The organism is Marinobacter sp. LA51 (assembly GCF_030297175.1).
In the GTDB taxonomy this organism is placed as follows: domain Bacteria; phylum Pseudomonadota; class Gammaproteobacteria; order Pseudomonadales; family Oleiphilaceae; genus Marinobacter; species Marinobacter apostichopi.
Window position 1 is genome coordinate 1,080,155 of sequence record NZ_AP028070.1, and the last position, 24,567, is coordinate 1,104,721.

Below are 24,567 nucleotides of genomic sequence, written 5' to 3' on the forward strand. Positions count from 1 at the left end.
CGGGGTTGCTCCGGCAGCTCAGGCGATTTCTCGCAGCTGCTCCCGGAACCAGATCAGGGCCGGTTCCTTTTCATAGGCCCGGTGCCAGTAAAGGTGCACATCAATAGACGGCAACTCCGCCGGCGGATCCATCAGGGTCAGGCTGGCCCGCTCGGCGATAATCCGGGCGTAGGTTTCGGGCATGGTCAAAAGCAGGTCGGTTTCCTCAACCACCCGGCAGGCCGCGAAATAATGTTGGCAGCGCAATCGGATATCCCGCTGCACCCCCAGGCGTGAAAGCTCGAAATCCTCAATGCCGGGTCCTTCCGTTCTCGACGACACCAGCACGTGCTTCGCCTTCAGATATTCCTCCATCGTCAACTTGCCCTTAGTTAAAGGGTGGTCGCTACGGGCAATCAGCACCAATCGATCCCGCCGCAACAGCTGGTGCGAGGTCTGGTTGCTGACCGGCAAAAGCACATCCACCGCAAAATCCAGCTTCCCGGCTGCCAGTTGGGTTTCCATTTCCCGCCGCGGAATCCGCTGACTGACAATCTCCAGCTCGGGGTAGGGCTCCAGTCGTTTCATTAACTGCGGCAGAAAGGTGGATTCGAGAATATCCCGCAGCCCCAGCGAGTAAGTTTTGCGCTGGCTGGCGGGATCAAAGGCGTGAAACTGGTTTACCGCACCCTGTATCTGGTTTAGGCCGGGCCGCATGGATTCGAGGAATCGGCGGGCCAGTGGGGTGGGCACCATCTGGTTTCCCTGCCGAGTGAACAGGGGGTCATCAAAGTGGTCTCGAAGCCGTGACAGGGAGTGGCTGACCGCCGGCTGGGTCAGGTGCAGGGCCCGGGCTGCGCGGGTGAGGCTTCCTTCGCGATAGATGGTGTCGAAGACGTGCAGCAGGTTCAGGTCGAGGCGATTCAGTGCCATGTCGAGATCCGTGTCTGTGAATAAGTACGGGTAATGATAAAGGATAAGAATAATTCAGTCGCGTAATAGTTTGAGCGGTCCTAGACTGGCTTCATCGTGTTCATTTCAATGCACCAGCCGTCAGGATTTCAGCGAGGATAGGGCGATGGATTTCAATATTTCCGAGAGAGGCCAGGATTATCTCAAGCGCGTGAAGGCGTTTATGGCCGACGAGATTTTTCCCATTGAGGCGCAGTACCACAAGGAGCTGGCGTCCCAGGACAACCGTTGGGTGGTTCTCCCGATCATCAAGGAGTTGAAGGAGAAGGCCAAGGCCCAGGGTCTGTGGAATATGTTCTTCCCGGACGAGAAGCATGGCTGTGGTCTGCTCAACTCCGACTACGCCCTGATTGCCGAGGAAACTGGCCGCAGCTTCATTGCTCCGGAGATCTTCAACTGCAACGCGCCGGATACCGGCAACATGGAAGTGTTGATCCACTATGGGTCCGAGGAGCAGAAAGCCGAATGGCTGCCGCGTCTGATGAGCGGCGAGATCCGGTCAGCGTTCTGCATGACCGAGCCGGGTGTGGCCTCTTCTGATGCCACCAATATGGAAGCCACCGCCGTGGTTGAGGGTGATGAGGTCGTGCTCAATGGCCGTAAATGGTGGAGCACTGGTATCGGTCACCCGGACTGTAAGGTCGCCATCTTCATGGGCATGACCGATCCGGATGCCCAGAAGCACCGTCGTCACTCTATGGTTCTGGTGCCGCTGGATACGCCGGGCGTTCGCATTGAACGTATGCTTCCGGTGTTTGGCGAGTATGATGAACCTTATGGCCATGGTGAGGTGGTGTTCGACAATGTCCGCTTGCCCAAGAGTGCCTTTATTGCCGGACCGGGCCGCGGTTTTGAGATTGCCCAGGGGCGTTTGGGGCCAGGCCGGGTGCATCACTGCATGCGTGCCATCGGTGCCGCGGAGCGTACGCTGGAGTTGTTGATTAAACGCGCCACTAGCCGTGAAGCGTTTGGCAGGCCGATTGCCAAGCTGGGTGGTAATCCGGACATCATCGCCAACGCCCGTATGTCTATTGAGCAGGCGCGGCTGCTGACTCTGAAATGCGCCTGGGCGCTGGATACCAAGGGTATTGCCGGTGCGCTGCAGGAGGTTTCGATGATCAAGGCGGTGATTCCGGCGATGCTGCAAACCATTGTTGATCAGGCTATTCAGATTCATGGTGGCGCTGGTGTTAGCGATGATGATTTCCCGCTGACTCAGTTGTTTGCTTACGCTCGGGTTCTGCGCTTGGCGGATGGGCCGGACGAGGTTCATCGGGCTATGGTGGCTCGTCTTGAGTTGGCTAAGTATAAGAGCCGGTCTGCTTAAAATCGAAACTTGGAGTGGGAGCCGGCGGCCCAGAGCCTCTGAAACTCGCTCCTTCGGCACATCCATGTGGCGCTTGAGCTTCGCCATCCATGGCTTCGCACAGTTTCAGAGGCTCTGCGCCACCGACTCCGACATGGTTCGGAGTCGGTTTCGCTTTTAAAAACACGTGACGGAAATAATTATGACTCAGAGAATCTTCATCACAGGCGGCGCCAGTGGCCTTGGTCGTGCAATTGCACTGCGCTATGCCAAAGAGGGCGCCAAAGTTTGCATCGGTGATATTAATCCGGAGCAGGGCGCCAGTGTCGAGCAGGAGATCAACAACGCCGGGGGCGAAGGCTACTACGTTGAATGTGATGTTCGGCGCCTGACGGATCTGGAAAAGATCTGTGACGATCTGACCGCCAAGTGGGGCGGTGTCGATGTGGTGGTGAACAACGCCGGTGTGGCTTCCGCCGGGTCGATTGAAGACACCACCATGGCGGACTGGGAATGGATTCTGGATATCAACGTGCTGGGCGTGGTTCGTGGCTGCAAGGCATTTACGCCGCAGTTCAAGAAGCAGGGTTCGGGTGCGTTTGTGAACATCGCGTCTATGGCTGGCCTGATGCTGGCACCGCTGATGGATAGCTACAATGTCTCCAAGGCGGGTGTTATCGCTCTGTCCGAAACCCTGAGCCAGGAGCTGCGGGATGACGGTATCCACGTAAGCTGTGTCTGCCCGGCGTTTTTCCAGACCAATCTGGCCAGCAGCATGCGTTCCGATCTGCCAGGTGTTCAGCAGAATGTGAACAAGCTGATGAAGCGTTCGAACATTACCGCGGATAATGTCGCTGAAGATATCGTGCGGTCGGTACAAGACAAGAGTTTCTGGGTGCTGCCCCACGCCAAGGAGCGCCGCATGTGGATGGTTAAGCGCCATGCGCCCAAGGCGTTTGACTGGTTGATGCACCAGGAAAGCAAGCGCTGGATGAACAAGATGGGCGGTAAGGCCAAAGCCTGAACGATTGGAAAGACGAGAGGAGAGTCCTGAATGACCCAGATTGATCAGGCAAAGGATGTCCGCGAAGGCGAAGAGCTGGATGTGGCGGTGGTCGACCGGTTTATGAAGCAGGCGATTCCCGATCTGAGCGGTGAACCTGAAATCCGGCAGTACCCGGGCGGCGCCTCCAACCTGACCTATCAGGTGGATTATGGTGAGCGCTCGTTCGTGCTGCGCCGGCCGCCGTTTGGCAAGATCGCCAAGTCCGCACACGACATGCTGCGCGAAGCCAAGGTTATGCAGGCATTGAAGCCGGTTTATCCCTACGTGCCCAACATCATTGCCATTTGTGACGACCACGATGTTCTCGGTTGTGATTTCTACGTGATGGAGCGCCTGAAGGGCATCATTCTGCGTCAGGATTTCCCGGATGGTTTCGACCTGAGCGAAGCGGACACCCGCAAGCTGTGCCTGAATGTGATCGACAAGCTGGTGGACCTGCACCGGGTGGATGCCCAGGCAACTGGCCTGGACAAGCTGGGCAAGGGCGCCGGCTACGTGCAGCGTCAGATTGGCGGCTGGAGTGACCGGTTCCGCAAGGCGCGCACCGAGGATGTCGGCGATTTTGAAGAAGTCATGTCATGGCTCAACGACAAGATGCCGGACGACATTGCCCAGGTGGTGATTCACAACGACTACCGGTTCGACAACGTGGTGCTGAATCCAGACAACCCGTTTGAAGTGGTGGGTGTGCTCGATTGGGAAATGGCGACTATCGGCGATCCGCTCATGGATCTGGGCAACAGCCTGGCGTACTGGATTGAAGCTGACGACGAAGGCCCATTTCAGATGCTGCGGCGCCAGCCCACCCATCGCCCGGGCATGCTGAGCCGCAATGAGGTGGTGGAGTACTACATGGAAAAGTCCGGTTTCCGGGTCGATAACTTCGATTTCTATGAGATCTACGGGCTGTTCCGGCTGGCGGTTATCGTCCAGCAGATTTACTACCGCTTCTACCACGGCCAGACCAAGGACAAGCGTTTTGCAGCATTTGGCCACGCGGCTAATTACCTGGAGAAGCGGTGTCAGCGTCTGATTGCAGAGAGTTCCCTGTAATGGCGACTGTCTATCTGGTGCGCCATGGCCAAGCCAGTTTTGGCAAGGCCAACTACGATCAGCTCTCGCCGACGGGCTGGGAGCAGGGCCGGGTGCTGGGGCGTTGGCTGGCCAATCGGTTAACCCCGGGTGCGGTCTTTGGCGGTAATCTGGAGCGCCACCGGGAAACGGTTGAGGCCATTACCACCGGCTTTGGCAGTCAGCTGCCTGATATGCAGGTCACCCCGGGCTTCAACGAGTTTGACCACAACGAGGTGGTTACGCGCTATCGGCCGGAATGGGAAGATCGCGAGATCATGACCCGCGACCTCAGGGCGTTTCCGAAACCTGCCAAGGCCTTCCAGGAAGCCTTTGTTCAAGCGGTTCGGCGCTGGGCCTCGGGGCAGCACGACAGCGACTATTCGGAAACCTGGCCCGGGTTCAAAGCCAGGGTGGTACAGGCGTTCGAGGAGATGGTCGAGTATGCCGATGGCAGTGACGTTCTGGTGGCTACCTCCGGTGGCCCGATCTCGGTGATCTGTCAGGAGCTCCTGGAGCTGGATGATGCCCGGGCACTGGGGCTGAACGAGGTAATTGCCAACACCAGCGTTACCCGTGTGCTTTACTCCGGCCCCCGTCGCAGCCTGTCCGTTTTTAACAACTACAGTCACCTGGAAGCGGAAGACCCCGCCCTGGTGACCTACCGATAACGATTGAGGTAAACGAATGAGCAGCAAAGACCTGTTTGATCTGACTGGCAAGGTGGCGCTGATTACCGGTGCCAGCCGTGGCATTGGTGAAAGCATTGCGCGCACCCTGGCCAACTATGGCGCCCACGTGATTGTCAGCAGTCGCAAGATTGATGGTTGTGAGGCCGTAGCGGGCAGCATCCGCGAAGCCGGTGGCAGCGCCGAAGCCTATGCCTGCCACATTGGTGAGATGGATCAGATCGAGGGTATCTGGGCGCACATTGAGAAAACCCACGGCAAGCTGGATATTCTGGTCAACAACGCGGCCGCCAACCCTTACTTCGGGCCGATTGAAGATACGGATCTGGGTGCGTTTGATAAGACCGTGGATGTGAACATCCGGGGTTATTTCTTCATGTGCGCCCGGGGCGCGCAGATGATGAAGAAAGCTGGCGGCGGCGCGATCGTGAACGTGGCGTCGGTGAATGGGGTGAATCCCGGTCATTATCAGGGCATTTACTCGATCACCAAGGCGGCGGTTATCTCCATGACCAAGTCGTTTGCCATGGAACTGGGCCAGCAGAACATTCGAGTGAACGCGCTGCTGCCGGGGCTGACCGACACCAAGTTCGCCAGTGCCCTGACCACCAACGAAGCCATCAAGAAGCAGGCCATGGCTCACATCCCCATGAAGCGGGTGGCTGATCCTGACGAGATGGCTGGCACGGTGCTGTATCTGGTGTCTGGCGCTTCAAGCTACACAACGGGTGCCTGCATCAACGCCGACGGTGGTTACCTGACTATCTAAACGGTTAGCGTTCAGCGATTTCGGGCCCGGGCGAGCAGGTCAGGGCTTCGAAATCGCGGTTAAGTTCAGCGGTCCGGTTTTCCAGATGGGCCAGTTGAGCCGTGTCGCCTGCTGCCACCACATCATGGATCAGGGTGTTCAGGGCGACTCTGCTGCGCTCCATCATGGCCTCGTATTCGTCTCCCCGTATCGATGTAGACTCGTTCAGCAGTCGTGCAATCTCCTGTTCAAATCCCGGTTTCTGGCGCTGTTCCAGCGCATCAAGGAAGGCTAGCTGCCAGTTGCGACGGCCCTCCAGCCAGATTTCGGTCTGGCGATCGCGTTGTTCCGACCAGCGGGTAACGATAGCTTGCTGGTCGTTGTTTAAATTGCCCAGCCAACGCTCCAGTCTCTCCGAGGTGCGCTCAGCGCGGGCTGCCGCGGTGGTTTCGGGATCCTCGCCTAAATACTCCTGCTCCATTTCGCGCTGGCGTTCTGCCATATTATTGGTTAGCTCGCGCACCTGGGTATCGTTCAAGCTGGCAAGTAGTCTGCTCGCGATCGGGGTGGCCCTGGAGAGCAATGGAGGGAAGAACCCCAGAAGCTCGTCTTGGTGTTCTGAGAGGACTTCAGGCGTGATGTTTTGCTGGCGGACATCGGTTTCCAGTGTGTCCAACCACACCTGATATTTGGGCAGTTCCGTGGCGCAGTGCCAGCCCCGGAGGTCGTCCAGGTCGTCGTACAATTGTGTTTTCTGGGCATCAGTCAGGGTTACGTAATCCTCTACCCACCAGACAACACCCCAGTCCGCGTAGCGGTAGGCCATGCGCGTTGAGCTGCAACCGGACAACACGATTAGTGCGGCGAGTAGCAGTGTGCTCCAGAGAAGGGATTTGTTCGGTGCGACGGTCTGCCTGTTCATGGTTCGTCCAGTGTGGCCAGGGGGAGCGAGTGCTCGGCACGATTACTCGCTCAAAACAGTTGCTAAAAAGAGCGCTCGTAAAAAGACCGCAGGCTTACTAGCATGCTCAGTTCCTATCCTGTCAGTGTACGGTATTTAGTCCAATTCAGATGCGGCTCCATATCGGTTTGGGGCCCCAACGGGAGATAGTATGAGTAAGCTCAAGCCTGCGCGGGTCCGACAGCTGGTTTTCGGTATTTATATGTCCGGCATCATGTCGTTTCTGATGTCTGGCGTTATCACCTGGCTCAACACCGGCATCGATTCCGGATACCTCGCCCGTTGGGCCGCAGCCTGGCTGGTTGCGTGGGCGGTGGCTTTTCCCCTGGTAACTTTCATAGCGCCGCTGGCGGCAAAATTAACCGAGTTCACCCTCCGGCGCTTTGAGTTCTGAAGCTCGGCCATTTCGCCATGAACCAAACAGCCCCGGCTTGACCGGGGCTGTTTTATTGAATCGAGGTTTTTGGCTTACCGTTACCGGACTCGGCCCGCGAGAATGCAGTGCCAGTCGGTGGGCGGTAGTGCAGAGAGTACAAAACCCGGTCCAGAACCGCCTGGCCGTTCCAGGCAGGATCGTTGTTGACCATGCCAACTACAGCCCAAGTTGTGTTGTGTTCATCCCGGGTGAAGCCGGCGATGGAACGAACATCTTCCAGGTAACCGGTTTTGATCCGGCCGCTGCCGTCCATGCCGGTGTTACGTAACCGGCGGGCCATGGTGCCATCCATCGCGATGATGGGCATGGAGGCCATCAGATCAGCGGAAAACGGGCTGTTCCAAGCGTGTTGCAGCAGTTGAGCACCCTGGCGCGCGGTGATGCGGCCATGGCGGGTAAGGCCAGCGCCGTTATCAATCACCATGCCAGCGGTGTTGATGCCTTTCTTTTCCAGCCAGTCGTAAATCACCCGAATGCCGGCAACCCGATCATCATCCTCATCGTCCTGCCGGTTCTCGGCCCCGATATTCAGCAGCATCTGGCGCGCCATCACGTTGCTGCTCCATTTGTTGATATCGCGCACCATGGCGACCAGATCGGGAGAGGTGGTCTTCATGACCAGGCGAGCGTCTTCAGGTGTTTCTCCAGTGCTGTTAGCGCCCATGACTGCAACGCCGGTTTCCGCAAGCATCGACCGGATCAGGGCAGCGCTGTATTGGTCATGAGGCATCAATGACAGGTAACGGGTGGTTCGACAGCCCTGGGGCAGGGAGCCGATCACCCGAACGGTCACCTTGTTGTCATCGTGGAAAATGGGTTCCCACTCGAAGCTTCGGCGGCTGGGGCAGGCGCCTTCTGCAGTTGTAGTGACGCGGTTATCAATCATTACATCGGTCAATGCCGGCACACTCCAGGCTTGGGTGCCGCGTTCGTCGGCACGCACCTGGAAATGCAGTAGGTTCAGGTTGGTCAGGTAGGGTGACGGTTCTACCAGAAATGGCGCGTGAGGATTGTCGCCATTGTCCTCGAATTGAGGGAAGCCGCCGTCTATTCTGAAATAGCTGCCATCCAGAATCAGGTTGCCTTTGATGGTGGTAATCCCCATGCTGCGCAGTTCCCGCAGGGTGCTCCACAGCCGTTCAATGGTGAGCTTGGGGTCGCCGCCAAAGCGAACGTAAAGGTTGCCGTTCAGGGTGTCGCCGACCATATCACCGTCGGTCAGGAAATCGGTATCCCAGTGGTGGCTGGGGCCGAGGATTTCCAGGGCGGCGTAGGTGGTGACCAGCTTCATGATGGAGCCGGGGCTCATCAGCTCGTCGGCATTGATGTACTGCTCGATGCCCGGTCCATTCAGGGGAATAGCGGCAACACTCAGGGCGTTCTCGGCGTCCAGGGACTTGGCAGCGTAATCACGAACCTGATTGCTCCAGACCCGGGCCGAAGAAAAACCGGCATCGTCTTTGTCGAGGGCCAGCAGGGCAGGGCTGACGGCCAATGCAAGCGCAGAACCTGCGGCGATGACCGAACGTTTGAAAAACGAGCTCTTGTCTCTTGCCTTGTGAGCGCGCTGCATACCCGGGTTACCCTGATGAAGATGGTTGGATTCTTATCTTTCAACAATAGCCCATCTTTGCTGCGCGTACTATGCAGAAAACCTATACATGACGTTAAAAAATGGCAGTAGAGTCATTGTTTGTATTGATTTTTTGTGACTTCCTGTAAGTGCCCTTTTGAATCATGAAGTTGCTGACTGCGATAAGCGCCGGCGGGCCAATGGAAAACCGGTCGATGGCATGATATTTAAGAGAATCACTAACTGAAGGTTTCTTGCTATGCCCAATTTACTTGCTCATAACGTCAACGTGCTCGGGTCAGTAACAACCTCGTCTCTGTCGGCCTGGCGGGGCTGCATGGTGGTAAAGAAGTGCGTACAGCCCGAGCTGCCTATCATTCTTTATGACATGGAAGCCTGCCCGTTTTGTCGGCGTGTCCGTGAGGCATTCACGGCGTTGCACCTGGATGTCGAAATCCGTCCGTGCCCTAAGGGCGGCCAACGTTTTCGGGAGGAAGCCGCCGAGATCGGGGGCAAACAGCAATTCCCTTTGCTGGTGGATAAAAACACCGACACCGTCATGTATGAATCCAGCGACATTGTGGCCTACCTGTTCCGGGAATACGCCGGACGTCCGGTCCCGAAGTTTTATCGGGGCAAGCCCTGGCAGCCGGCGGTGGGTTCAGTCGCGTCGGCTGTCAGTGCCTTGCGGGGTTTGAGAGCCAGGGCCAGTAGCCAGCCAGTGCAACCGTTGCACCTGTGGAGTTTTGAGGGCAGCCCTTTTTCGCGCCTGGTTCGGGAACGGCTGTGTGAGCTCGAGATCCCTTACACGCTGCATAACCTGGGCAAGGAGCACTGGACCGAGGTCGGACCCGCAACGCAGCGCCTGAAGCCGGGGCCGTATACACCGATTCCAGGCGGCAAACGGGATGTCTTCTTCCAGCAACACAGGCGGGTACAGGTGCCCTACCTGGAAGATCCGAATACGGACGAAGGACTGTTCGAGTCAGCACGGATTCTGAAGTATCTGGAGACCCACTACGGGGCCTGACGCCCGTCCATTAGGTCGATACTGTGCGCAAGGGCAAGGAAGGAGGGCGAGACATGGCGGTGCGTCTAACACGAAGACAGCTCCTGATTGGCGCCGGTGTCACCGGGCTTGCGCTGAAATCCCCGGGTTTGTTTGCGGATCTGGCGGACGGCACTGCGGCTTCTCCCATCTCGCGCACCATCCCCTCCACCGGCGAATTGGTGCCCGCCCTGGGCATGGGCACCTGGATTACCTTCAACGTGGGCAACGATCCCTATCTCGTTGAGAACCGAACAGAGGTACTCAAAACGTTCCTGGATCGCGGTGGAAGCGTGGTCGACTGTTCGCCCATGTATGGAACTTCAGCCGATGTTCTGGGTAAGGCGCTGAATGCGCTACAGGCGCATGATCAGGTTTTTGCCGCAACGAAGATCTGGACGGCTGATGAATCCGCTACCCGTGCGCAGGCTGACTCGTCCCGTAACAGGTGGGGGGTAGCCCGCTTTGACCTGCTACAGGTGCACAATCTGTTGGGTTGGCGGGGGCACCTTGAGACCCTCAAGGAGATGAAGGCCCGTGGCGAGATCCGTTACCTTGGAATCACTACTTCCCATGGCCGGCGTCACGATGACCTTGCTCGGATCATGAATACCGAACCACTGGATTTCGTGCAGCTAACCTACAACGTCCTGGATCGGGAGGCGGAATCGACGCTACTGGGCCTGGCCCGTGACCGGGGAATTGCCGTGATAGTGAACCGGCCGTTCCAGGGAGGCGCGTTGTTTCGGCGGGTGCAGTCGGAATCTTTGCCACCCTGGTCGGCGGAAGCTGGAGTCAGCAGCTGGGCGGAGTTTTTCCTGAAGTTCGTGATCTCCCATCCGGCGGTCACTTGCGCTATTCCGGCAACCTCGCAAGTGGCCCATATGCAGCAGAATATGGCGGCGATGTACGGCCAGCTGCCCAGCGAATCGCAACGGCAGCGGATGGCGGCATTTGTGAGGTCGCTGTGACGGAGGTCGACTGGCTGAGCTATTCCTTGCAGGATTTTCTGATGTTTGGGCCGCAGGTATTTCTTCGGTTGTTCATCCGGCTCAATCAGGATGTCTGGCCCTGGCAACTGCTAATCGTGCCGCTGACGTTGGTTGTGCCCTGGTTGATTTGCCGGCCAGCGCCTGCATTGCGTCGTTTGGCAGTGTGGTTGGTTGCTGCCGCCTGGATTGTCAGTGGGGCCGTTTTTCTGATCCGCTATTTTGGCGAAATAAACTGGCCGGCGGCATGGTTTGGCTGGGCTTTCGTGGCTCAAGGATTGGTAATGGTAGCTGTGGCCACCGTCTGCCACCTGGAGCCGATTCCGAAGCGCAGAACCGGGGTGTTTACAGGGCTTTGGCTGACCGGCGTTGTGGCGCTGCCCTGGGTGACGGTGCTGCAGTCCGGAGAGCTGGGGGCCATGGCGGTGTTTGGGTTAACGCCGGACGTCACCCTGGCCGCCAGTTCGCTGGTATTGGCGATAATGCCCAGGGCGTTGCTCTGGTCATTGCTGCCAATCCCCTTGCTCTGGGTGCTGTTCAGCGCGGCCACCTATTGGGCATTACAGATGGATTGGCTCCTGCTGCTGCCGGCGGCCACGCTCATTTTTTTGGCCCTGAGCTGCTGGCTCAGTCCCAGTTCGGCGCAAAGCCGGGATCCGCAATCCGTTCACCGCGATCCAGTTCGTCGATAGCGCGAATCTCTTCCTCGCTCAGCGTGATGTTCAACGCATCGAGGTTGGCTTTCTGGTGCGCGGGACGGGTGGATGACGGAATCGGCACTATGCCTCTGGACGCAACCCAGGCAATGGCAACCTGAGCCGGCGTTGCGTTGTGAGCCTGGCCGATGCGCTGGAGCGTTTCATCCTCCATTACCTTGCCAACGGCCAGCGGCATGTAACCGGTTACGGTGATGCCAAGCTTCTGGGCGTGCTCAACCACCTTATGGTTGGCCAGGAACGGATGCACTTCCACCTGGTTGGTGAGCAGCGCGCCTTCGCCCAGAATCTCTACAGCTTTATCCATTTGGGCGCAGGTGAAGTTCGAAAGACCAATGTGCGTGGTCAGGCCTTCCCGCTGGGCATCCCGCAGGGCGTTGAGATACTCCACCATGGGGACCTCGTCGTCCGGTGACGGCCAATGGATCAGCGTCAGATCGACGTGGTCAGTCTTCAGGCGAGCCAGGCTGTCGTGCAGGCTGTTGATCAGGTCGCTGGCGCGTAGCTGATCATGCCAGATTTTGGTGGTCAGGAAGATTTCACGACGGGGAATGCCACTGGAGGTAATGCCATCGCCAACTTCCGCCTCGTTCTCGTACATCTGGGCGGTATCGATGTGTCGATAACCCAGAGACAGGGCACTTTTGACGGCATCCCGTGCATCATTGCCTTTCAGCCGGAAAGTTCCCATGCCGATATTCGGAAGTGTGCTGAATGACATACGTTCCTCCTGTTCGTTCTGTGTGATCTTTAGATGGTGCCGGCGCGCTGGTTCTTCAAGTGGCCGCCGGGTATCATCGGCGCTGATTTGATTCGACCCGCTGAACCGAGAGAGATTCCCATGTTTACCGGCCAATGCCTGTGCGGCGACATTACCTTTGAATACGACGGCCCGCTCGGACCGATTTCTTTGTGTCACTGCAGTCAGTGTCGCCGGGCTCATGGCAGCGCTTTTTCGGCGAGTTCACCGGTCCGGAAAGTCCACTTCCAGTACCTGACCGGTGAAGAGCGGGTTACCGAATTCGAATCCCGCCCCGGCAAATACCGGGCTTTCTGCAATCGGTGCGGCAGTCACCTGTACAGCCGCCTGGATGCCATTCCGGGTATCCTGCGCCTGCGGATAGGTGTCATCAACGAGCCGCTGGAAAAAAGTCCGTCCCGGCACATTTACGTCGGTTCCAAGTCAGACTGGTTCGAGATAACTGACGATTTGCCCCAGTTCGACAAAACAGAGCGCACCAACGACCCTCACTGAGCGGGAACCAGGCGGTAAACCTTGCCTTCGGGCGCATCGGTGAGTAGCCAAAGCGCGCCTTCCGGTCCCATCCGAACATCCCGGATGCGCGCTCCCAGGTCTGTCAGCAAATCCTCCTCTTCAACGACTTCGCCCTCATTTATTTTTAGCCGTACCAATTTCCGCATCTTCAGTGCGCCAACAAACAGGTCGCCGCGCCACTCCGGTATCTGCGATCCGGTGTAAAACGCCATACCTGACGGCGCAATGGAGGGGTCCCAGAAGTGCAGGGGCTGGGCCATACCGTCCTTTTCCGTATCCATGGTGATCGGTAGTCCGGAATAGTCGATTCCGTAGGTGATCTCCGGCCAGCCGTAGTTTGTGCCAGCACTCAGAATGTTGATCTCGTCGCCACCCCGTGGGCCATGCTCATGGGTCCAGACGGCTCCTGTGTCCGGGTGTATCGTCATGCCCTGAATGTTGCGGTTGCCCCAGGTGAAGAAGGTGTCGTTGATGCGAGGGTTGTCGAGCTCGGGGTTGTCCGGCGCGGGTTCACCATCAATGGTGATCCGGTGCACGCCGCCGGCGTCGTCCGACATATCCTGGGCACGATCCATTTCCCCCCGATCCCCGACCGCAATGTAGAGATGTCCGGTTTCATCGAACGCCATGCGCCCTGCGAAGTGGCGGCTTTTCCCAGACCGGGGCATGGCCTCGAAGATCACTTCAACGTTGTTCAAACGCTTTTCTTCCAGCGTTGCCCGGGCAACCTGGGTAGTCATGCCATCCCGATTCCGGTGCGAGTAACTCAGGAACAGCGTTCGGTTATCGGCGAACTCGGGATGAAGCAACACGTCCAGAAGGCCACCCTGGCCAGACACCACCAGATCAGGTACGCCGGCAACTGGCTCCGAAAGCAGTTTGTCATTGCGGATCAGCCGAAGCCTGCCGGCACGCTCGGTCACCAGCAGTGAGCCGTCGGGAAGGAAAGCCAGGCTCCAGGGGTGTTCCAGTCCGGTGGCAACTGTGTCCAGTCGGAAGGTTGCGCCATCCGATGAAAAGGTCTGGCCAAACGCACAGGGCAGGGCCGCAAGGTAAACGCAGCAGGCCGTTGCCAGAGATCTTATTGAGGGCATCGGGATCTCCCTTGGGTGTTGTGGTTGGGGCATCAAAATGCGGTACGGCGGAGCTCTCAGAATAGCACTTGTCACACTTTACTGCCGTTACCGCATCTGTTTTCAAGGTCCGAAATTTGCTGCAACTCAAATTAATTATTTTAAATCATAATGATTCGCATTAAGATGTGCAGATTAAACCTGAGTGACTTAAAAAAACGGAGAAAACGATGTCCCGAATGTCCGAAACCGGCTTTCGCCGCAAGGCGCTGTTTACTGCAATCATGGCGGCTTCGATGCCAGGTCTGACGGTAGCCCAGGGCCAGCAGCCGGTGGCTCTGGAGCCGCTTGAAGTGTCCGCGAAGCGAGAAGCGGCAAGTTCTGAGCAAACCCGAAGCTACGTGGCTGAAACCACTACCACCACCATGAAGATGGGGCTGACCCACCGGGAAACCCCGCAGTCGGTCACGGTGGTTACCCGCGAGCAGATGGACGACTTCGCCCAGAACGACATCAACGATGTTCTTGAAGGCACCACTGGCGTGACTGTGGAATCGGTGGAAACTGACCGTACCTATTACACCGCCCGCGGTTTCGACATTAACAACTTCCAATATGACGGTGTGGGCCTGCCGGCGGTATACGACAACGTACAGGGCGAGCTGGACACCGCCTTTTTTGACCGGGTTGAAGTGGTGCGTGGCGCCAACGGTCTGATGACCGGGTCGGGCAATCCTTCGGCCACCGTTAACTTTATTCGTAAACGCCCAACCGCAGATACTCAGGGCTCCATCGCCGTGACCGGCGGTTCCTGGGACAAAAAGCGCATCGTTGGCGATGTGTCCGGTGCAGTATCAGAATCCGGCGCGGTTCGGGGCCGGATAGTGGCGGGTTATGAAGACAAGGACTCCTACCTCGACCGTTACAGCAACGAGAAGCAGATGTTCTACGGCGTGATCGAGGCAGATCTCACCGCCACCACGCTGTTGACACTGGGACACTCCATCCAGACTTCCGATACCGACAGCCCGATGTGGGGTGCCTTACCGCTGTTCTATACCGATGGCACCGCGACCGATTACGCGCGGTCGACCAGCACCTCGTCAGACTGGTCCTATTGGGATAACACCCAGCACAACAGTTTTGTGGAACTCCAGCAGCAGCTAGGGAATGGCTGGCGAGCCCAGGGCTCGGTGCTGAGGCTGGAGAGCGAAAGTGAATCCGAGCTGTTCTACCAGTTTGGCACGCCCGATCCCGATACAGGGGAAGGGCTGGCCGCCTATCCCAGCCAATACGATCTGGATGTTGAGCAGTGGGTGGTTGATGCCTACGCCACCGGCCCGTTCAAGATGGCAAAACGCACCCACGAACTGGTGTTGGGCGCCACCTGGTCACGCTCGGAAACCGTGGACGAATCCCGCTATGGCCAGGGTATAGGTGACCCGCTGCCGCCGCTCGATGAGTGGCAGGGCAATTACCCCAGGCCCACTTTTGATAACGGCGTTGGCGGTTCCGACTGGACCGACAAAGAAGTCGCTACCTACGCCGCTGCGCGCTGGTCGCTGACCGACCGGCTGACCGCCATCACCGGTCTGCGCCTTACCTGGCTCGATAGCGACGGTGAAAGCTACGGCAGCAGCAAGTCCACCAGCTACGATGCAGTGGAGACACCCTACGCCGGCCTGATTTACGACCTCACTGATGATCACTCGGTTTATGCCAGTTACACGGAAATCTTCACACCGCAGACCGAGGAAGACATCAACCGGGACCGTCTTGATCCGATTGATGGCGTTAACTACGAGATTGGCCTGAAGAGCGAATTTGCTGACGACCGTGTGAACACCACCGTGGCACTGTTCCAGACCAGACAAGAAAACGTGGCAGAAGCGGCTGGTACCTATTCGGGGACTCAGGACCCTTACTACAGGGGGCAGGACGGGCTTGAGAGCCAGGGTGTCGAGCTGGAGTTTGTAGGTGATGTGACTGATCGCATTCAACTGTTTGCCGGCTACACCTATGTCGACATTGAGGATGCCGACGGCAACCCGGAAAAATCCTTTTTGCCGGAGCACCTGGCTCAACTGCGTGGAACCTGGCAAGTGCCCGGTGTTGAAGGCCTGAAGCTGGGCAGTGCAATTCGCTGGCAATCAGAGATCACGCAAGAACAGATCTATCGTCCGGATGCCAGCACCGCGATTTCCTACGAAACCAAGCAGGAGAGCTATGCGGTGGTTGATCTGATGGCCAGTTACGACTTCGCCCGCGACTGGAACGCGACACTGAACGTCAACAACGTGACCGATGAAAAGTACATCGAAAGCTTGAAAAAGTTTGGCGATGCCGCCCAGGGCTTCTACGGCGATCCGGCCAATGCCAGCCTGACCGTTTCCCGGGTGTTCTAGAACTCGGAATGGACTTGGAACCGGAGTGGGTATAGCCCACTCCGGTAGTCTCTTCCACGCATTGGATGCAGGGAGTAAAAGCGATGACACCGGAACAGGAAATGATCGAAGGATTGAAAATCGCCGCAGGCGCAGGACTGTTTATTGTCCTGGTTGCCACTGGCCTGGTGATAGGTGCTGGGCTGGGCGGTTGAGCTCTGCCAATCGCGCCTTGCGATGCACGCCACAGGTGCCGCAGTAACCACCTTCCGGCAGCAGGTACTTCAGGCAGCACCCCTTGCGCTGGGGTATGGCGCGGGTTTGGCCGTTGAATGTCGCCGGAATCCAACCCACGAACCGACTGCCGTCGCAGTCAAAATTGTCCAGCCACGCCTGAGCCAGCGCGCACACCGACTGCGCATCCGCTTGATTCCACACCGCTGAAAACGGCGCGCCCAGGCCAAGCCCGATACTGCTCCAGAAAGCGCCGGGGCTGACGCCCAGTGCCTTCCGAAATACCGGGTACCAGGCGTTAAACTGGTCAGCCAGATCATTCACGAAGTCAGCGACACCGAGCGATGGCCCGGTCGGCCTATGAAACCAGCGCGAACTGGCTATGGCTCCAGTGGCTGGTCCTAGAAATACCTCGTTTTCATTCAGCACCGGTGCCTCACCGTCCCGAAACAGCCTCAGCGTCAGCGGTGCAATCACCGACAGCGCCAGGTCCTGTTGCACGACAGACACATGCGCCCGCATCAGGCGGGCGTCTGAGGTTTCCGAATGATCCTTTCTGAGCTGGTGTCGCAGGCGTTCCGGCTCAGCCAGGCACTGCGCCAGGGACATAGGTACTGTTTGTCCGGAGGCAGAAGGCCATTGAGCCTGCCTTGAAGAACCCGTCAGGGCCAGAGCCTGGCTCAACACCGTATCGGTGTTGAGGTCTGAGCCGGCCAGCAACCGGCGATAGTGCTCACGCCAGTCTGTGTAATGAAACTCAGGCACGGCCATGACGGCTCAGCCCCCACAGGAAGTAAATACCTCCGACCAGCGCGGCCAGAAGGCCTGCCGGTAATTGCGACGGGAATATCACGATCCGGGACAGGTAATCGGCCAGTGCCAACAACAAGCCCCCGGCCAGGGCAGAGACAATCATCTGCCGGCCAACCGTCTGCTGCCCCAGTACCCGTGCCAGGTGGGGTGCAATCAGGCCGACGAAACTGAGCGGGCCGATGACCACCGTGGCGGCAGCGGTCAGAATGGCCGCAAGAATGAGTAGCCCCAGGCGGGCCCGGGTGACCGGCAGACCCAGCGACGAGGCCGAGGTGTCGCCCAGCGCCAGCAGCGCCAGCGGCCGGACCGCGATGAACAGACCGAGGCAAATCACCAGGGTTAGACCAAGAAGACTCAGGGCCTCGGTTTCCGAAATCAGCCAGGTGGCCCCGTACATCCAGTTCAACAGCTTGGCGGCAACGGTTCCGCCGGAGGCCATGACCAGGCGCAGCCCGGAATCCATGAAGACGTACAGCGCCAGGCCGCCTAGCAACAGCTGGTTTCCGGCAAAGCGATGGCGCCGGGCCAGCAGGATCAGCAGGCCGAGGGCGGCGGCCGCGCCCAGGGTCGCCGCGCCCAACTGGCCAGCGCGGCCGATCTCGGTGCCGGTGAGCACAATCAGCACCATGACCAAAGCAGCGCCGCCGCTGATGCCGAGCAATTCCGGGCTGGCCATCACGTTGCCGGTCATGCGCTGGATCAAGCTGCCGGCCAGGCCCAGGCAGATACCCGCGAGAATGGCGGCGAGCAGCCGCGGGCCACGCCAGACCCAGGCTTCGCCCCAGTCGGCGATGGGTGTCCAGCTCCATTCCTGCAAGCCCGGTGACCAGCCCATGGAGACAAAAAAGGTGGCCAGCAGCAGGCACAGTAGAACCGCGCCAGTGACCAGAACCGAGCGTCGTTTCGGCAGGAAAGCACCGGGGTTGGATTCTTGGCCGGGCATGTGGTGAGTGTTCTTGAAGCCCTGCAGTGCCAGCAGAATAATGGGGCCGCCAATCAGCGCCGTTGTGGTGCCGGTCGGGACCAGAGAGCCATCACCCCAGGAGGACGCCCAGTGCGCCAAGGTATCCGCTAATAGCAGTAGCCCTCCACCGAGCAGGGTGCTCCAGATCAAACGCTCCTGCAGCGTTCTAGCACCTAGTAGGCGTGCCAGAACCGGTGCCGCCAGGCCCACGAAGGCGACTACGCCCACCCGGCTGACCACGGTGGCGCTCATTAGCACCACCAGGAACAGCGCCAGCATTCGAAGCAGGCCGACCCGTGCTCCGAGGGAGCTGGCGGAAGCCTGTCCGAGTTGCAGCAGTTGCAAGGGGCGCATCAGCAACACCAGGGCGGCGCCCAGTATCAAAACCCGCGGCCAAAGATCCGTAAACGGCTGCCAGCTGTTCTGGACCAGGGAGCCGGCGCCCCAGATAAACAGATTGCCCAGCCATTCGCCCTTGATCAGCATGAACGCCATGTTCAAAGCGCCCATGAAAAACGTAATCACCAGCCCGGCAAGAATGACGGTTACTGGCGAGAATCCCAGCCGCCAGGTCAGCGCGATAACCATCCCGATCGCCAGCAGGCCACCGGCAACCGCCACCAGGTCCTGGCTGAAGGCCAGCAAGGCCGGTGCGAACAGGGTGGCCATAGTAACGCCGAATTGCCCGCCGGCTTCCACGCCCAGGGTGGTCGGAGAAGCCAGCGGGTTACCCAGCACCTGCTGGGTTACGGCGCCGGCCAGGCCCAGGCCGCAGCCAATGAGCAGGGCAATGGACACCCGGGGAGCCCAGCTGAAGTGAGCCAGCACCGAGGTGTAATCAGTGCCGTCGTAAGACCAGAACGCCGATACGACTGAGATTGGGGCCAGCTCAAGGAACCAAGGCGCGGCGCTGGCCACCAGTGCTCCCAGCCAGAGCAAAAGGGCGGCCAGTGGTAGCTTGCCCGGCAGCCGTGGTGCGGTGGTGGCAACGCGAGACTCAGCGAACATTGTCTGCACCTCCCCGGATCAGCGCGTCCGTTAACTGAATGGCCAATCGCTTGACCGGAAACACCGCGCCGAAGGGCCACACTGGCTCAATCTGATACACCTGGTTGCGTTGTACGGCGGGCAGGTAGGTCCAGAATGGGCTCTGTGCGAGCTTTTCTGATAAGCCCGGCTGGGTAGGTTTAATCACTACAATCCGGCCGTCCGGGTAGGGCGCAATGGCTTCCAGGCCTACTGTGGAAAAACCCCAGTAGTTGCCGTCGTGGGGCCAGACATTGTCCAGTCCAAGACCGTCCAGGGTGGTCTGGTACAGGCCATTGGGCGCAAAGATGCGAACGTGGCGATCATCCAGGAAACTGACCAGCGCCACTGGCCGCTCATGGGCGCCGTGCGCTTCCAGGCGACGGCGCTGGTCCGCGAGGGTGGTGTCGATATCAGTCAGTATCTCCCGGGCCCGATCTTCCCGGTCGAGCATCTCACCCAGGGTAATGAGCATCTGCCGGGCTTTGGCAAAGGGTTGGGAGCCTTTTTTGTAGACGCTGCTGACATAGGTGGGCGCGATTTGTTGTAGCAGGTTGGCCGCCGGTGCCATTTCCGAGCTGGTGACGATCAGGTCTGGCTCAAGTTCGGCAATGGCTTCAAGACTTGGAGCTACACGGGTACCAATGTTGGGCACGTGGTCCGGCAGTACCGGTTCACGAACCCACGTGGCGTAGCCGGATTTGTCCGCTACTCCCACCGGGGTGACCCCTAACAGCAGCAACGCTTCGGTGGCGGCCCAGTTCAGGGCGACAATGCGTTGCGGCGGTCCATCCAGGCTCAGGTGGCCCTGTTCGTGCTGCCAGGTTTGCGTCGCGGCCGTTGCGGACAACAGCAGCAGGCACAGGCCGGCCACGATCCGTGCCAGGGGTTTAGTGAACAGGAGGTTAGTGAACAGGCGGTTAGTGAACATAGGACACCCACTGGCCCGGGGCACGTTCCATGACCCCCATGGGCACGCCATAAATGGTTTCCAGGGTGTCGCTGTTCATGATCGCCTGCGGAGTGCCATCGGCGATCAATTGGCCGCCACGAAGCGCCACCAGGCGATCACAGAACCGGGCGGCCAGATCCACATCGTGCAGAACCACCACCACGGTCAGATCCCGTTCCTCGGCCAGTCGATGCACCAGGCGTAGGGTTTCGACCTGGTGCTTTACATCCAGGGCGGAAATGGGTTCATCCAGCAGCAGGCAACGGGTTTGCTGGGCCAGCAGCATGGCAATCCAGGCCCGTTGGCGCTCGCCACCGGACAGGGTGTCCACCGAGCGATGAAGGAACGGGGTCAAACCGGTGTCGGCAATTGCCTGGTCAATTAACGCGTAGTCGTCAGTTGTGTAACGTCCCAGAGGTCCGCGCCAGGGATAGCGACCCAGAGCCACCAGCTCGCGGACCGTCAGGCCGTCGGTGCCGGGCGGGTGTTGGGGCAGGTAACCTACGGTACGGGCGAATTCACGGGCATCGGTGCGATGGTTGCGATTGCCCAGAAGGCGAACTTCTCCCTTGGCTGGCGAAAGTTGCCGGGCCAACACCTTGAGCAGGGTTGATTTGCCGGAGCCGTTGTGGCCGAGCAGGGCAGTTACTTCACCTTCCCGGAAGTCGAGGTTGATGTCTTTAACGATGGTGGTGTCGCCGATGCGAACACCGAGGCTGGATACTTCGAAAAACGCAGACATGCGGACTCCCGGTTCTCAGAAGCTCCGCAGCATAATCTAAACGCGAATCACTATCAATAATGTTATTGAGTGCGACTGACTGGTTCCGGCCAGGCTCGGTCGTAGTTTCGGGCTGGGGCTTTCTTAGGCAGGCACTGTCGGCATCGCCTGCCCGGTCTGCACCTGCCATTGGGCGTGGTAGGCGCCCTGCTGTTCAAGCAGTTCATCATGAGTGCCGGCTTCCACAACCTTGCCTGACTCAACTACGGCAATGGTGTCGGCGTCGACAATGGTCGACAGGCGATGGGCGATCATGATCACTGTCCGATTGTGGCCAATGCGCCTCAGGGAGCGCTGAATGGCCGCCTCGGTCTCGTTGTCCACCGCACTGGTGGCTTCATCCAGCACCAGGATGGGTGGATCTTTTAGCAGTGCGCGTGCCAGGGACAGGCGTTGGCGTTGGCCGCCGGACAACCGTATGCCACGCTCGCCAACCGCCGTGTCCAAGCCATCGGGCAGGGCTTCAATAAAGGACCAGGCCTCGGCTGTTTTGGCGGCATCGATGATGTCGGCCTCGGTAGCGTCAGGCTTGCCGTAGGCGAGGTTGTCCCGAATGCTGCCCTCGAACAGATAGACGTCCTGGCTCACCAGGCCAATGGCGCTACGCAGGGATTTCAGGCTGACGCTCTGAATAGGCTGGTCGTCGATCAGGATGCGACCGTGGCTGGGGTCGTAAAACCTCAGCAGCAGTTTGATCAGGGTGGATTTGCCAGACCCGGTAGCGCCGACCAGGGCGAGGGTGTTGCCAGCAGGCACGGTCAGATCGATGTCCCGTATGCCAGCGCCACTGGAAGGATAGTGAAAGCTTACTTGCTCGAAGCGGACATGGCCTTTAACCGGCTCGGCCATGGGTTGGCTAGCCTGGTCGCGTACGTGTACCGGCTCGGCCAGTAGATCCAGGATGCGACGAGTGCTGGCCATGGCCCGCTCGAACAGGTCGATCACTTCAGCCAGGCCGGTTAGCGGCCAGAGCAGGCGCTGGGTAAGGAACACCAGCACGCCGTACGCGCCGACGTTCAGCGAGCCCTCCAGGGCCATCATGCCACCCACGGTAAAGGTGGCCAGGAACCCAGCCAGAATCGCCATACGGATCACCGGGATGAACGCAGAACTGATGCGAATGGCCCGGCGGTTGGCCTCCACATAGGCTTCGCTGCTGGCTTTCAGGCGCTCGGCTTCGCGCTGCTCCGAGGTGAAACTTTTGATGGTGGCAATGCCGCCCAGGTTGTTTGCCAGGCGGCTGGAGAGATCGCCAACCTTTTCCCGCACGTCCGCGTACAGCGGGCCGGCTTTGCGCTGGAAATAGAATGCACCCCAGATGATCAGCGGGATGGGGGTGAACGCCAGCAGGGCAATCAGTGGGGATAGCACGAAGAATACGGCGCCAACTGCCACCACGGTCACCAGCACCTGGATCATGGCGTTGGCGCCGCCGTCCAGGAAGCGTTCCAGCTGGTTAACGTCGTCGTTCATGGTGGCGACTAGCTGCCCGGAGCTGCGGGCCTCAAAGAAGCTCATATCCAGGCGTTGGGCATGCTCATAGGCATCTTGCCGTAAGTCTGATTGCAGGCGCTGGGCCAGGTTGCGCCACAGGATCTGGAACAGGTACTCGAACAGGGATTCACCGGCCCAGATGAAGAAGGTCAGCACCGCCAGAATGGTGATCTGCTCCTGGGCGGTTTCAAAGCCCAGGCCGGCGACAAAGCTCTCTTCCTGGTTGACCACCACGTCGATGGCGACGCCAATCAGGATCTCCGGAGCAATGTCGAACAGCTTGTTGATAATGGAGCAGATGCTGGCCGTGATGATCTGGCGCCGATAGCCCCGGGCGTATCTCAGCAGGCGGGCAAGGGCGGCGAAGCTGCTGTTGGACGGGCTGGAGGCACTGGAAGGGCCGGACATGTCTTCACTCCATGGGCAATTTGAAAGCGGGAAGGGTAGCGGGTTACTCCTAAAAATTAAAGAGAATCATTATCAACAAATGTCTGTGCTCTCGATCAGAGCATAGTTAACTCTGGCGATTACGCTGCAGCCAGCGGTCCAGTTTGTCGGCGAATTCCTTGCGATCGGTCTGGCTGAACGGAGCCGGGCCACCGGTAACCTGGCCGGCGTTGCGCATTTCTTCCATGAAGTTGCGCATGGCGAGGCGTTGGCGAATATTTTCTTTAGTAAAGGCCTGGCCTCTCGGGTTGAACACGTCGGCGCCTTTTTCGATGGCTTCGGCAGCCAGCGGAATATCCTGGGTGATCACCAGGTCGCCCTGCGTCATCTGATCCATGATTTCGTTGTCAGCCACGTCGAAGCCGTGGGCTACTTGCTTGCGCTGGATGTAGGGGCTCGGTGGCAGGTTGATGGCGTGGTTGGCAATGAAGGTGGTCTGGATCTGCCAGCGGGTGGCGGCCCGGCAGAGGATTTCCCGAATGGGGACAGGGCAGGCGTCGGCGTCGACCCAGATTGGCATGGTTTGGTCCTTCGTTGGTTTGGTGTCTTTTGGGGAGTTTAACGGGTGTTGGTGTGGGCTTGGTAGTCGTTAGCTGCGTATTGCCTATGGTGGAGTACGTGAAAGGTGACTGAGGCATTGAGACAGTCCTTCCAAAAACCGCTACGGGCACATCCATGTGCGCTTGTCTTCGGCCTTCCCTGGCCTACGACATTTTTGGAAGGACTGTCTCAATGCCTCGATCTGACCATGCAGGTGGGCCCGCGCTTGGATATGGAGGGATTGAGATGACTTTTAGAGCATTATTTTTCGCGCTGTTTTCTTTCGCATTGTCGCTCCCGTTGGTTGCAGCGGAAGACAATGCTGAGGCCTGGGAAGCCCTCCGAAGTGGCGAGGCTATTCTGATGATGCGCCACGCCCTTGCGCCAGGCATGGGCGACCCGGCTCGATTCGAGCTGGGTGACTGTAGCACCCAGCGCAATCTGAATGACGAAGGGCGGGCGCAAGCACGTTCCTGGAAACCCTTTCTTGCCAAGCATGGCATTGATGAGGCCCGGGTGTATTCCAGCCAGTGGTGTCGTTGCATGGACACGGCGACGGAGATGAATATGGGGGACGTGACTGATTGGCCGCCGTTGAATTCGTTTTTTCAGAATCGGAGTGAAGGGCAAAGACAAACCCGGGAGATTATTGAGGGCGTAAATGAGATGGGTGAGGGCGCGCCGATTATTCTGGTCTCCCATCAGGTGAATACCACGGCGTTGACCGGGGTTTATCCGGCCTCGAATGAGGGCGTGATCATTGCGCTCCCGCTGTCGGATGCGCCGGAGATTCTGGCCCGGGTGTCGCCGGCGCAGTAATTCGTGAAAAAAGTCTAGAATTCGGAGCTGCTCCTCAAAGGGCAGCAGTCCGAGCGTTGGGATGGCTGAGCTGTTTGCTGTCCGGAGCGCGAGCGGCGTTGATCATTCTTTCTGAATCGACTAATTTTTAATCAGTGTCCCTGCCTTCGCACAGCGCAACTTTCTCAGCTGCGTGCGATTTGGCGCGACTTCGAAGCGTCCGGAACCCAG

The 24,567-nt window shown here is 58.8% G+C and carries 23 protein-coding genes; 12 read left to right on the plus strand and 11 right to left on the minus strand.

The features are described 5' to 3' along the window. Positions 1 to 18: 18 nt before the first annotated feature. Positions 19 to 912, minus strand: a complete 894-nt coding sequence (locus QUE89_RS04945) for a LysR family transcriptional regulator (RefSeq protein ID WP_286222106.1) — start codon at positions 910 to 912, stop codon at positions 19 to 21. A 145-nt stretch (positions 913 to 1,057) separates the two neighbouring features. Between QUE89_RS04945 and QUE89_RS04950 the strand changes: the two genes are divergently transcribed. From QUE89_RS04950 to QUE89_RS04970, 5 genes are all read left to right on the plus strand, one after another. Further along, positions 1,058 to 2,278 carry an acyl-CoA dehydrogenase family protein gene (locus QUE89_RS04950; protein WP_286222107.1) on the plus strand — a complete coding sequence of 407 codons (1,221 nt, stop codon included), beginning with the start codon at positions 1,058 to 1,060 and terminating at the stop codon, positions 2,276 to 2,278. 181 nt (positions 2,279 to 2,459) lie between these two features. Beyond that, on the plus strand, positions 2,460 to 3,281 hold the full coding sequence (locus QUE89_RS04955; protein ID WP_286222108.1) for an SDR family oxidoreductase: 822 nt from the start codon (positions 2,460 to 2,462) through the stop codon (positions 3,279 to 3,281). A 30-nt stretch (positions 3,282 to 3,311) separates the two neighbouring features. Further along, a complete protein-coding gene (locus tag QUE89_RS04960) occupies positions 3,312 to 4,376 on the plus strand; it encodes a phosphotransferase family protein (protein WP_286222109.1) in 1,065 nt (354 codons plus the stop codon). Next, the gene (locus QUE89_RS04965) at positions 4,376 to 5,065 is read left to right on the plus strand and encodes a histidine phosphatase family protein (RefSeq protein WP_286222110.1); all 690 of its coding nucleotides are present in this window, start codon (positions 4,376 to 4,378) and stop codon (positions 5,063 to 5,065) included. The genes QUE89_RS04960 and QUE89_RS04965 overlap by 1 nt, the downstream gene beginning before the upstream one ends. Before the next feature lie 16 nt (positions 5,066 to 5,081). Continuing rightward, entirely contained in the window at positions 5,082 to 5,852 is a 771-nt protein-coding gene (locus QUE89_RS04970) for an SDR family oxidoreductase (protein ID WP_286222111.1), read from the plus strand. 4 nt (positions 5,853 to 5,856) lie between these two features. On the opposite strand, the gene QUE89_RS04975 is transcribed toward QUE89_RS04970, so the two are convergent. Then, complete coding sequence (locus tag QUE89_RS04975; RefSeq protein WP_286222112.1) at positions 5,857 to 6,753, minus strand: DUF6279 family lipoprotein; 897 nt, start codon at positions 6,751 to 6,753, stop codon at positions 5,857 to 5,859. A 190-nt stretch (positions 6,754 to 6,943) separates the two neighbouring features. On the opposite strand from QUE89_RS04975, the gene QUE89_RS04980 reads away from it, so the two are divergent. Beyond that, positions 6,944 to 7,186 carry a DUF2798 domain-containing protein gene (locus QUE89_RS04980; RefSeq protein WP_286222113.1) on the plus strand — a complete coding sequence of 81 codons (243 nt, stop codon included), beginning with the start codon at positions 6,944 to 6,946 and terminating at the stop codon, positions 7,184 to 7,186. A 52-nt stretch (positions 7,187 to 7,238) separates the two neighbouring features. Here QUE89_RS04980 and dacB read toward each other — a convergent pair whose 3' ends face one another. Beyond that, positions 7,239 to 8,801, minus strand: a complete 1,563-nt coding sequence (dacB, locus tag QUE89_RS04985; protein ID WP_286222114.1) for a D-alanyl-D-alanine carboxypeptidase/D-alanyl-D-alanine endopeptidase — start codon at positions 8,799 to 8,801, stop codon at positions 7,239 to 7,241. 259 nt (positions 8,802 to 9,060) lie between these two features. Between dacB and QUE89_RS04990 the strand changes: the two genes are divergently transcribed. The 3 genes from QUE89_RS04990 to QUE89_RS05000 are packed head-to-tail and all read left to right on the plus strand — an operon-like array spanning position 9,061 to position 11,530. Beyond that, positions 9,061 to 9,831, plus strand: a complete 771-nt coding sequence (locus QUE89_RS04990; protein WP_286222115.1) for a glutathione S-transferase N-terminal domain-containing protein — start codon at positions 9,061 to 9,063, stop codon at positions 9,829 to 9,831. A 53-nt stretch (positions 9,832 to 9,884) separates the two neighbouring features. Then, entirely contained in the window at positions 9,885 to 10,820 is a 936-nt protein-coding gene (locus QUE89_RS04995) for an aldo/keto reductase (protein ID WP_286222116.1), read from the plus strand. Next, complete coding sequence (locus tag QUE89_RS05000) at positions 10,817 to 11,530, plus strand: DUF6064 family protein (protein ID WP_286222117.1); 714 nt, start codon at positions 10,817 to 10,819, stop codon at positions 11,528 to 11,530. Before QUE89_RS04995 ends, QUE89_RS05000 begins: the two co-directional genes overlap by 4 nt. Here the strand turns inward: QUE89_RS05000 and dkgB are convergent. Next, the gene (dkgB, locus tag QUE89_RS05005; RefSeq protein ID WP_286222118.1) at positions 11,466 to 12,275 is read right to left on the minus strand and encodes a 2,5-didehydrogluconate reductase DkgB; all 810 of its coding nucleotides are present in this window, start codon (positions 12,273 to 12,275) and stop codon (positions 11,466 to 11,468) included. The two genes, QUE89_RS05000 and dkgB, sit on opposite strands and share 65 nt — an antisense overlap. Positions 12,276 to 12,395: 120 nt before the next feature. On the opposite strand from dkgB, the gene QUE89_RS05010 reads away from it, so the two are divergent. After that, complete coding sequence (locus QUE89_RS05010; RefSeq protein ID WP_286222119.1) at positions 12,396 to 12,809, plus strand: GFA family protein; 414 nt, start codon at positions 12,396 to 12,398, stop codon at positions 12,807 to 12,809. Here the strand turns inward: QUE89_RS05010 and QUE89_RS05015 are convergent. Next, positions 12,803 to 13,924, minus strand: coding sequence for a PQQ-dependent sugar dehydrogenase (locus QUE89_RS05015; protein ID WP_286222120.1), 1,122 nt, complete (start codon positions 13,922 to 13,924; stop codon positions 12,803 to 12,805). The genes QUE89_RS05010 and QUE89_RS05015 overlap by 7 nt on opposite strands. Before the next feature lie 209 nt (positions 13,925 to 14,133). On the opposite strand from QUE89_RS05015, the gene QUE89_RS05020 reads away from it, so the two are divergent. Continuing rightward, positions 14,134 to 16,308: a TonB-dependent siderophore receptor gene (locus tag QUE89_RS05020; protein ID WP_286222121.1), complete on the plus strand. Its 2,175-nt coding sequence runs from the start codon at positions 14,134 to 14,136 to the stop codon at positions 16,306 to 16,308. Positions 16,309 to 16,449: 141 nt separating this feature from the next. Here the strand turns inward: QUE89_RS05020 and QUE89_RS05025 are convergent, their stop codons facing one another. From QUE89_RS05025 to QUE89_RS05050, 6 genes are all read right to left on the minus strand, one after another. Further along, entirely contained in the window at positions 16,450 to 17,292 is an 843-nt protein-coding gene (locus tag QUE89_RS05025; RefSeq protein ID WP_286222122.1) for a (2Fe-2S)-binding protein, read from the minus strand. Further along, complete coding sequence (fhuB, locus tag QUE89_RS05030) at positions 17,279 to 19,306, minus strand: Fe(3+)-hydroxamate ABC transporter permease FhuB (protein ID WP_286222123.1); 2,028 nt, start codon at positions 19,304 to 19,306, stop codon at positions 17,279 to 17,281. Before fhuB ends, QUE89_RS05025 begins: the two co-directional genes overlap by 14 nt. Continuing rightward, on the minus strand, positions 19,296 to 20,255 hold the full coding sequence (locus QUE89_RS05035; RefSeq protein ID WP_286222124.1) for an ABC transporter substrate-binding protein: 960 nt from the start codon (positions 20,253 to 20,255) through the stop codon (positions 19,296 to 19,298). The genes fhuB and QUE89_RS05035 overlap by 11 nt, the downstream gene beginning before the upstream one ends. Next, the gene (locus tag QUE89_RS05040) at positions 20,245 to 21,018 is read right to left on the minus strand and encodes an ABC transporter ATP-binding protein (RefSeq protein WP_286222125.1); all 774 of its coding nucleotides are present in this window, start codon (positions 21,016 to 21,018) and stop codon (positions 20,245 to 20,247) included. The genes QUE89_RS05035 and QUE89_RS05040 overlap by 11 nt, the downstream gene beginning before the upstream one ends. A 123-nt stretch (positions 21,019 to 21,141) precedes the next feature. Further along, positions 21,142 to 22,959 (minus strand): ABC transporter ATP-binding protein, encoded by a 1,818-nt coding sequence (locus QUE89_RS05045; RefSeq protein WP_286222126.1) that lies wholly within the window; start codon positions 22,957 to 22,959, stop codon positions 21,142 to 21,144. Between the two features lie 106 nt (positions 22,960 to 23,065). Then, positions 23,066 to 23,518, minus strand: coding sequence for a YaiI/YqxD family protein (locus QUE89_RS05050; protein WP_286222127.1), 453 nt, complete (start codon positions 23,516 to 23,518; stop codon positions 23,066 to 23,068). A gap of 266 nt (positions 23,519 to 23,784) precedes the next feature. Here QUE89_RS05050 and QUE89_RS05055 point away from each other — a divergent pair, with 266 nt between their 5' ends. Then, a complete protein-coding gene (locus QUE89_RS05055; protein WP_286222128.1) occupies positions 23,785 to 24,357 on the plus strand; it encodes a histidine phosphatase family protein in 573 nt (190 codons plus the stop codon). Positions 24,358 to 24,567 lie beyond the last annotated feature (210 nt).

Excerpts from the sequence above, each read along its gene's own strand:
- QUE89_RS04945 (WP_286222106.1), bottom strand. The coding sequence starts at position 912 with ATGGCACTGAATCGCCTCGACCTGAACCTGCTGCACGTCTTCGACACC.
- QUE89_RS04950 (WP_286222107.1), top strand. The coding sequence starts at position 1,058 with ATGGATTTCAATATTTCCGAGAGAGGCCAGGATTATCTCAAGCGCGTG.
- QUE89_RS04955 (WP_286222108.1), top strand. The coding sequence starts at position 2,460 with ATGACTCAGAGAATCTTCATCACAGGCGGCGCCAGTGGCCTTGGTCGT.
- QUE89_RS04960 (WP_286222109.1), top strand. The coding sequence starts at position 3,312 with ATGACCCAGATTGATCAGGCAAAGGATGTCCGCGAAGGCGAAGAGCTG.
- QUE89_RS04965 (WP_286222110.1), top strand. The coding sequence starts at position 4,376 with ATGGCGACTGTCTATCTGGTGCGCCATGGCCAAGCCAGTTTTGGCAAG.
- QUE89_RS04970 (WP_286222111.1), top strand. The coding sequence starts at position 5,082 with ATGAGCAGCAAAGACCTGTTTGATCTGACTGGCAAGGTGGCGCTGATT.
- QUE89_RS04975 (WP_286222112.1), bottom strand. The coding sequence starts at position 6,753 with ATGAACAGGCAGACCGTCGCACCGAACAAATCCCTTCTCTGGAGCACA.
- QUE89_RS04980 (WP_286222113.1), top strand. The coding sequence starts at position 6,944 with ATGAGTAAGCTCAAGCCTGCGCGGGTCCGACAGCTGGTTTTCGGTATT.
- dacB (WP_286222114.1), bottom strand. The coding sequence starts at position 8,801 with ATGCAGCGCGCTCACAAGGCAAGAGACAAGAGCTCGTTTTTCAAACGT.
- QUE89_RS04990 (WP_286222115.1), top strand. The coding sequence starts at position 9,061 with ATGCCCAATTTACTTGCTCATAACGTCAACGTGCTCGGGTCAGTAACA.
- QUE89_RS04995 (WP_286222116.1), top strand. The coding sequence starts at position 9,885 with ATGGCGGTGCGTCTAACACGAAGACAGCTCCTGATTGGCGCCGGTGTC.
- dkgB (WP_286222118.1), bottom strand. The coding sequence starts at position 12,275 with ATGTCATTCAGCACACTTCCGAATATCGGCATGGGAACTTTCCGGCTG.
- QUE89_RS05010 (WP_286222119.1), top strand. The coding sequence starts at position 12,396 with ATGTTTACCGGCCAATGCCTGTGCGGCGACATTACCTTTGAATACGAC.
- QUE89_RS05015 (WP_286222120.1), bottom strand. The coding sequence starts at position 13,924 with ATGCCCTCAATAAGATCTCTGGCAACGGCCTGCTGCGTTTACCTTGCG.
- QUE89_RS05020 (WP_286222121.1), top strand. The coding sequence starts at position 14,134 with ATGTCCCGAATGTCCGAAACCGGCTTTCGCCGCAAGGCGCTGTTTACT.
- QUE89_RS05025 (WP_286222122.1), bottom strand. The coding sequence starts at position 17,292 with ATGGCCGTGCCTGAGTTTCATTACACAGACTGGCGTGAGCACTATCGC.
- fhuB (WP_286222123.1), bottom strand. The coding sequence starts at position 19,306 with ATGTTCGCTGAGTCTCGCGTTGCCACCACCGCACCACGGCTGCCGGGC.
- QUE89_RS05035 (WP_286222124.1), bottom strand. The coding sequence starts at position 20,255 with ATGTTCACTAACCGCCTGTTCACTAACCTCCTGTTCACTAAACCCCTG.
- QUE89_RS05040 (WP_286222125.1), bottom strand. The coding sequence starts at position 21,018 with ATGTCTGCGTTTTTCGAAGTATCCAGCCTCGGTGTTCGCATCGGCGAC.
- QUE89_RS05045 (WP_286222126.1), bottom strand. The coding sequence starts at position 22,959 with ATGTCCGGCCCTTCCAGTGCCTCCAGCCCGTCCAACAGCAGCTTCGCC.
- QUE89_RS05050 (WP_286222127.1), bottom strand. The coding sequence starts at position 23,518 with ATGCCAATCTGGGTCGACGCCGACGCCTGCCCTGTCCCCATTCGGGAA.
- QUE89_RS05055 (WP_286222128.1), top strand. The coding sequence starts at position 23,785 with ATGACTTTTAGAGCATTATTTTTCGCGCTGTTTTCTTTCGCATTGTCG.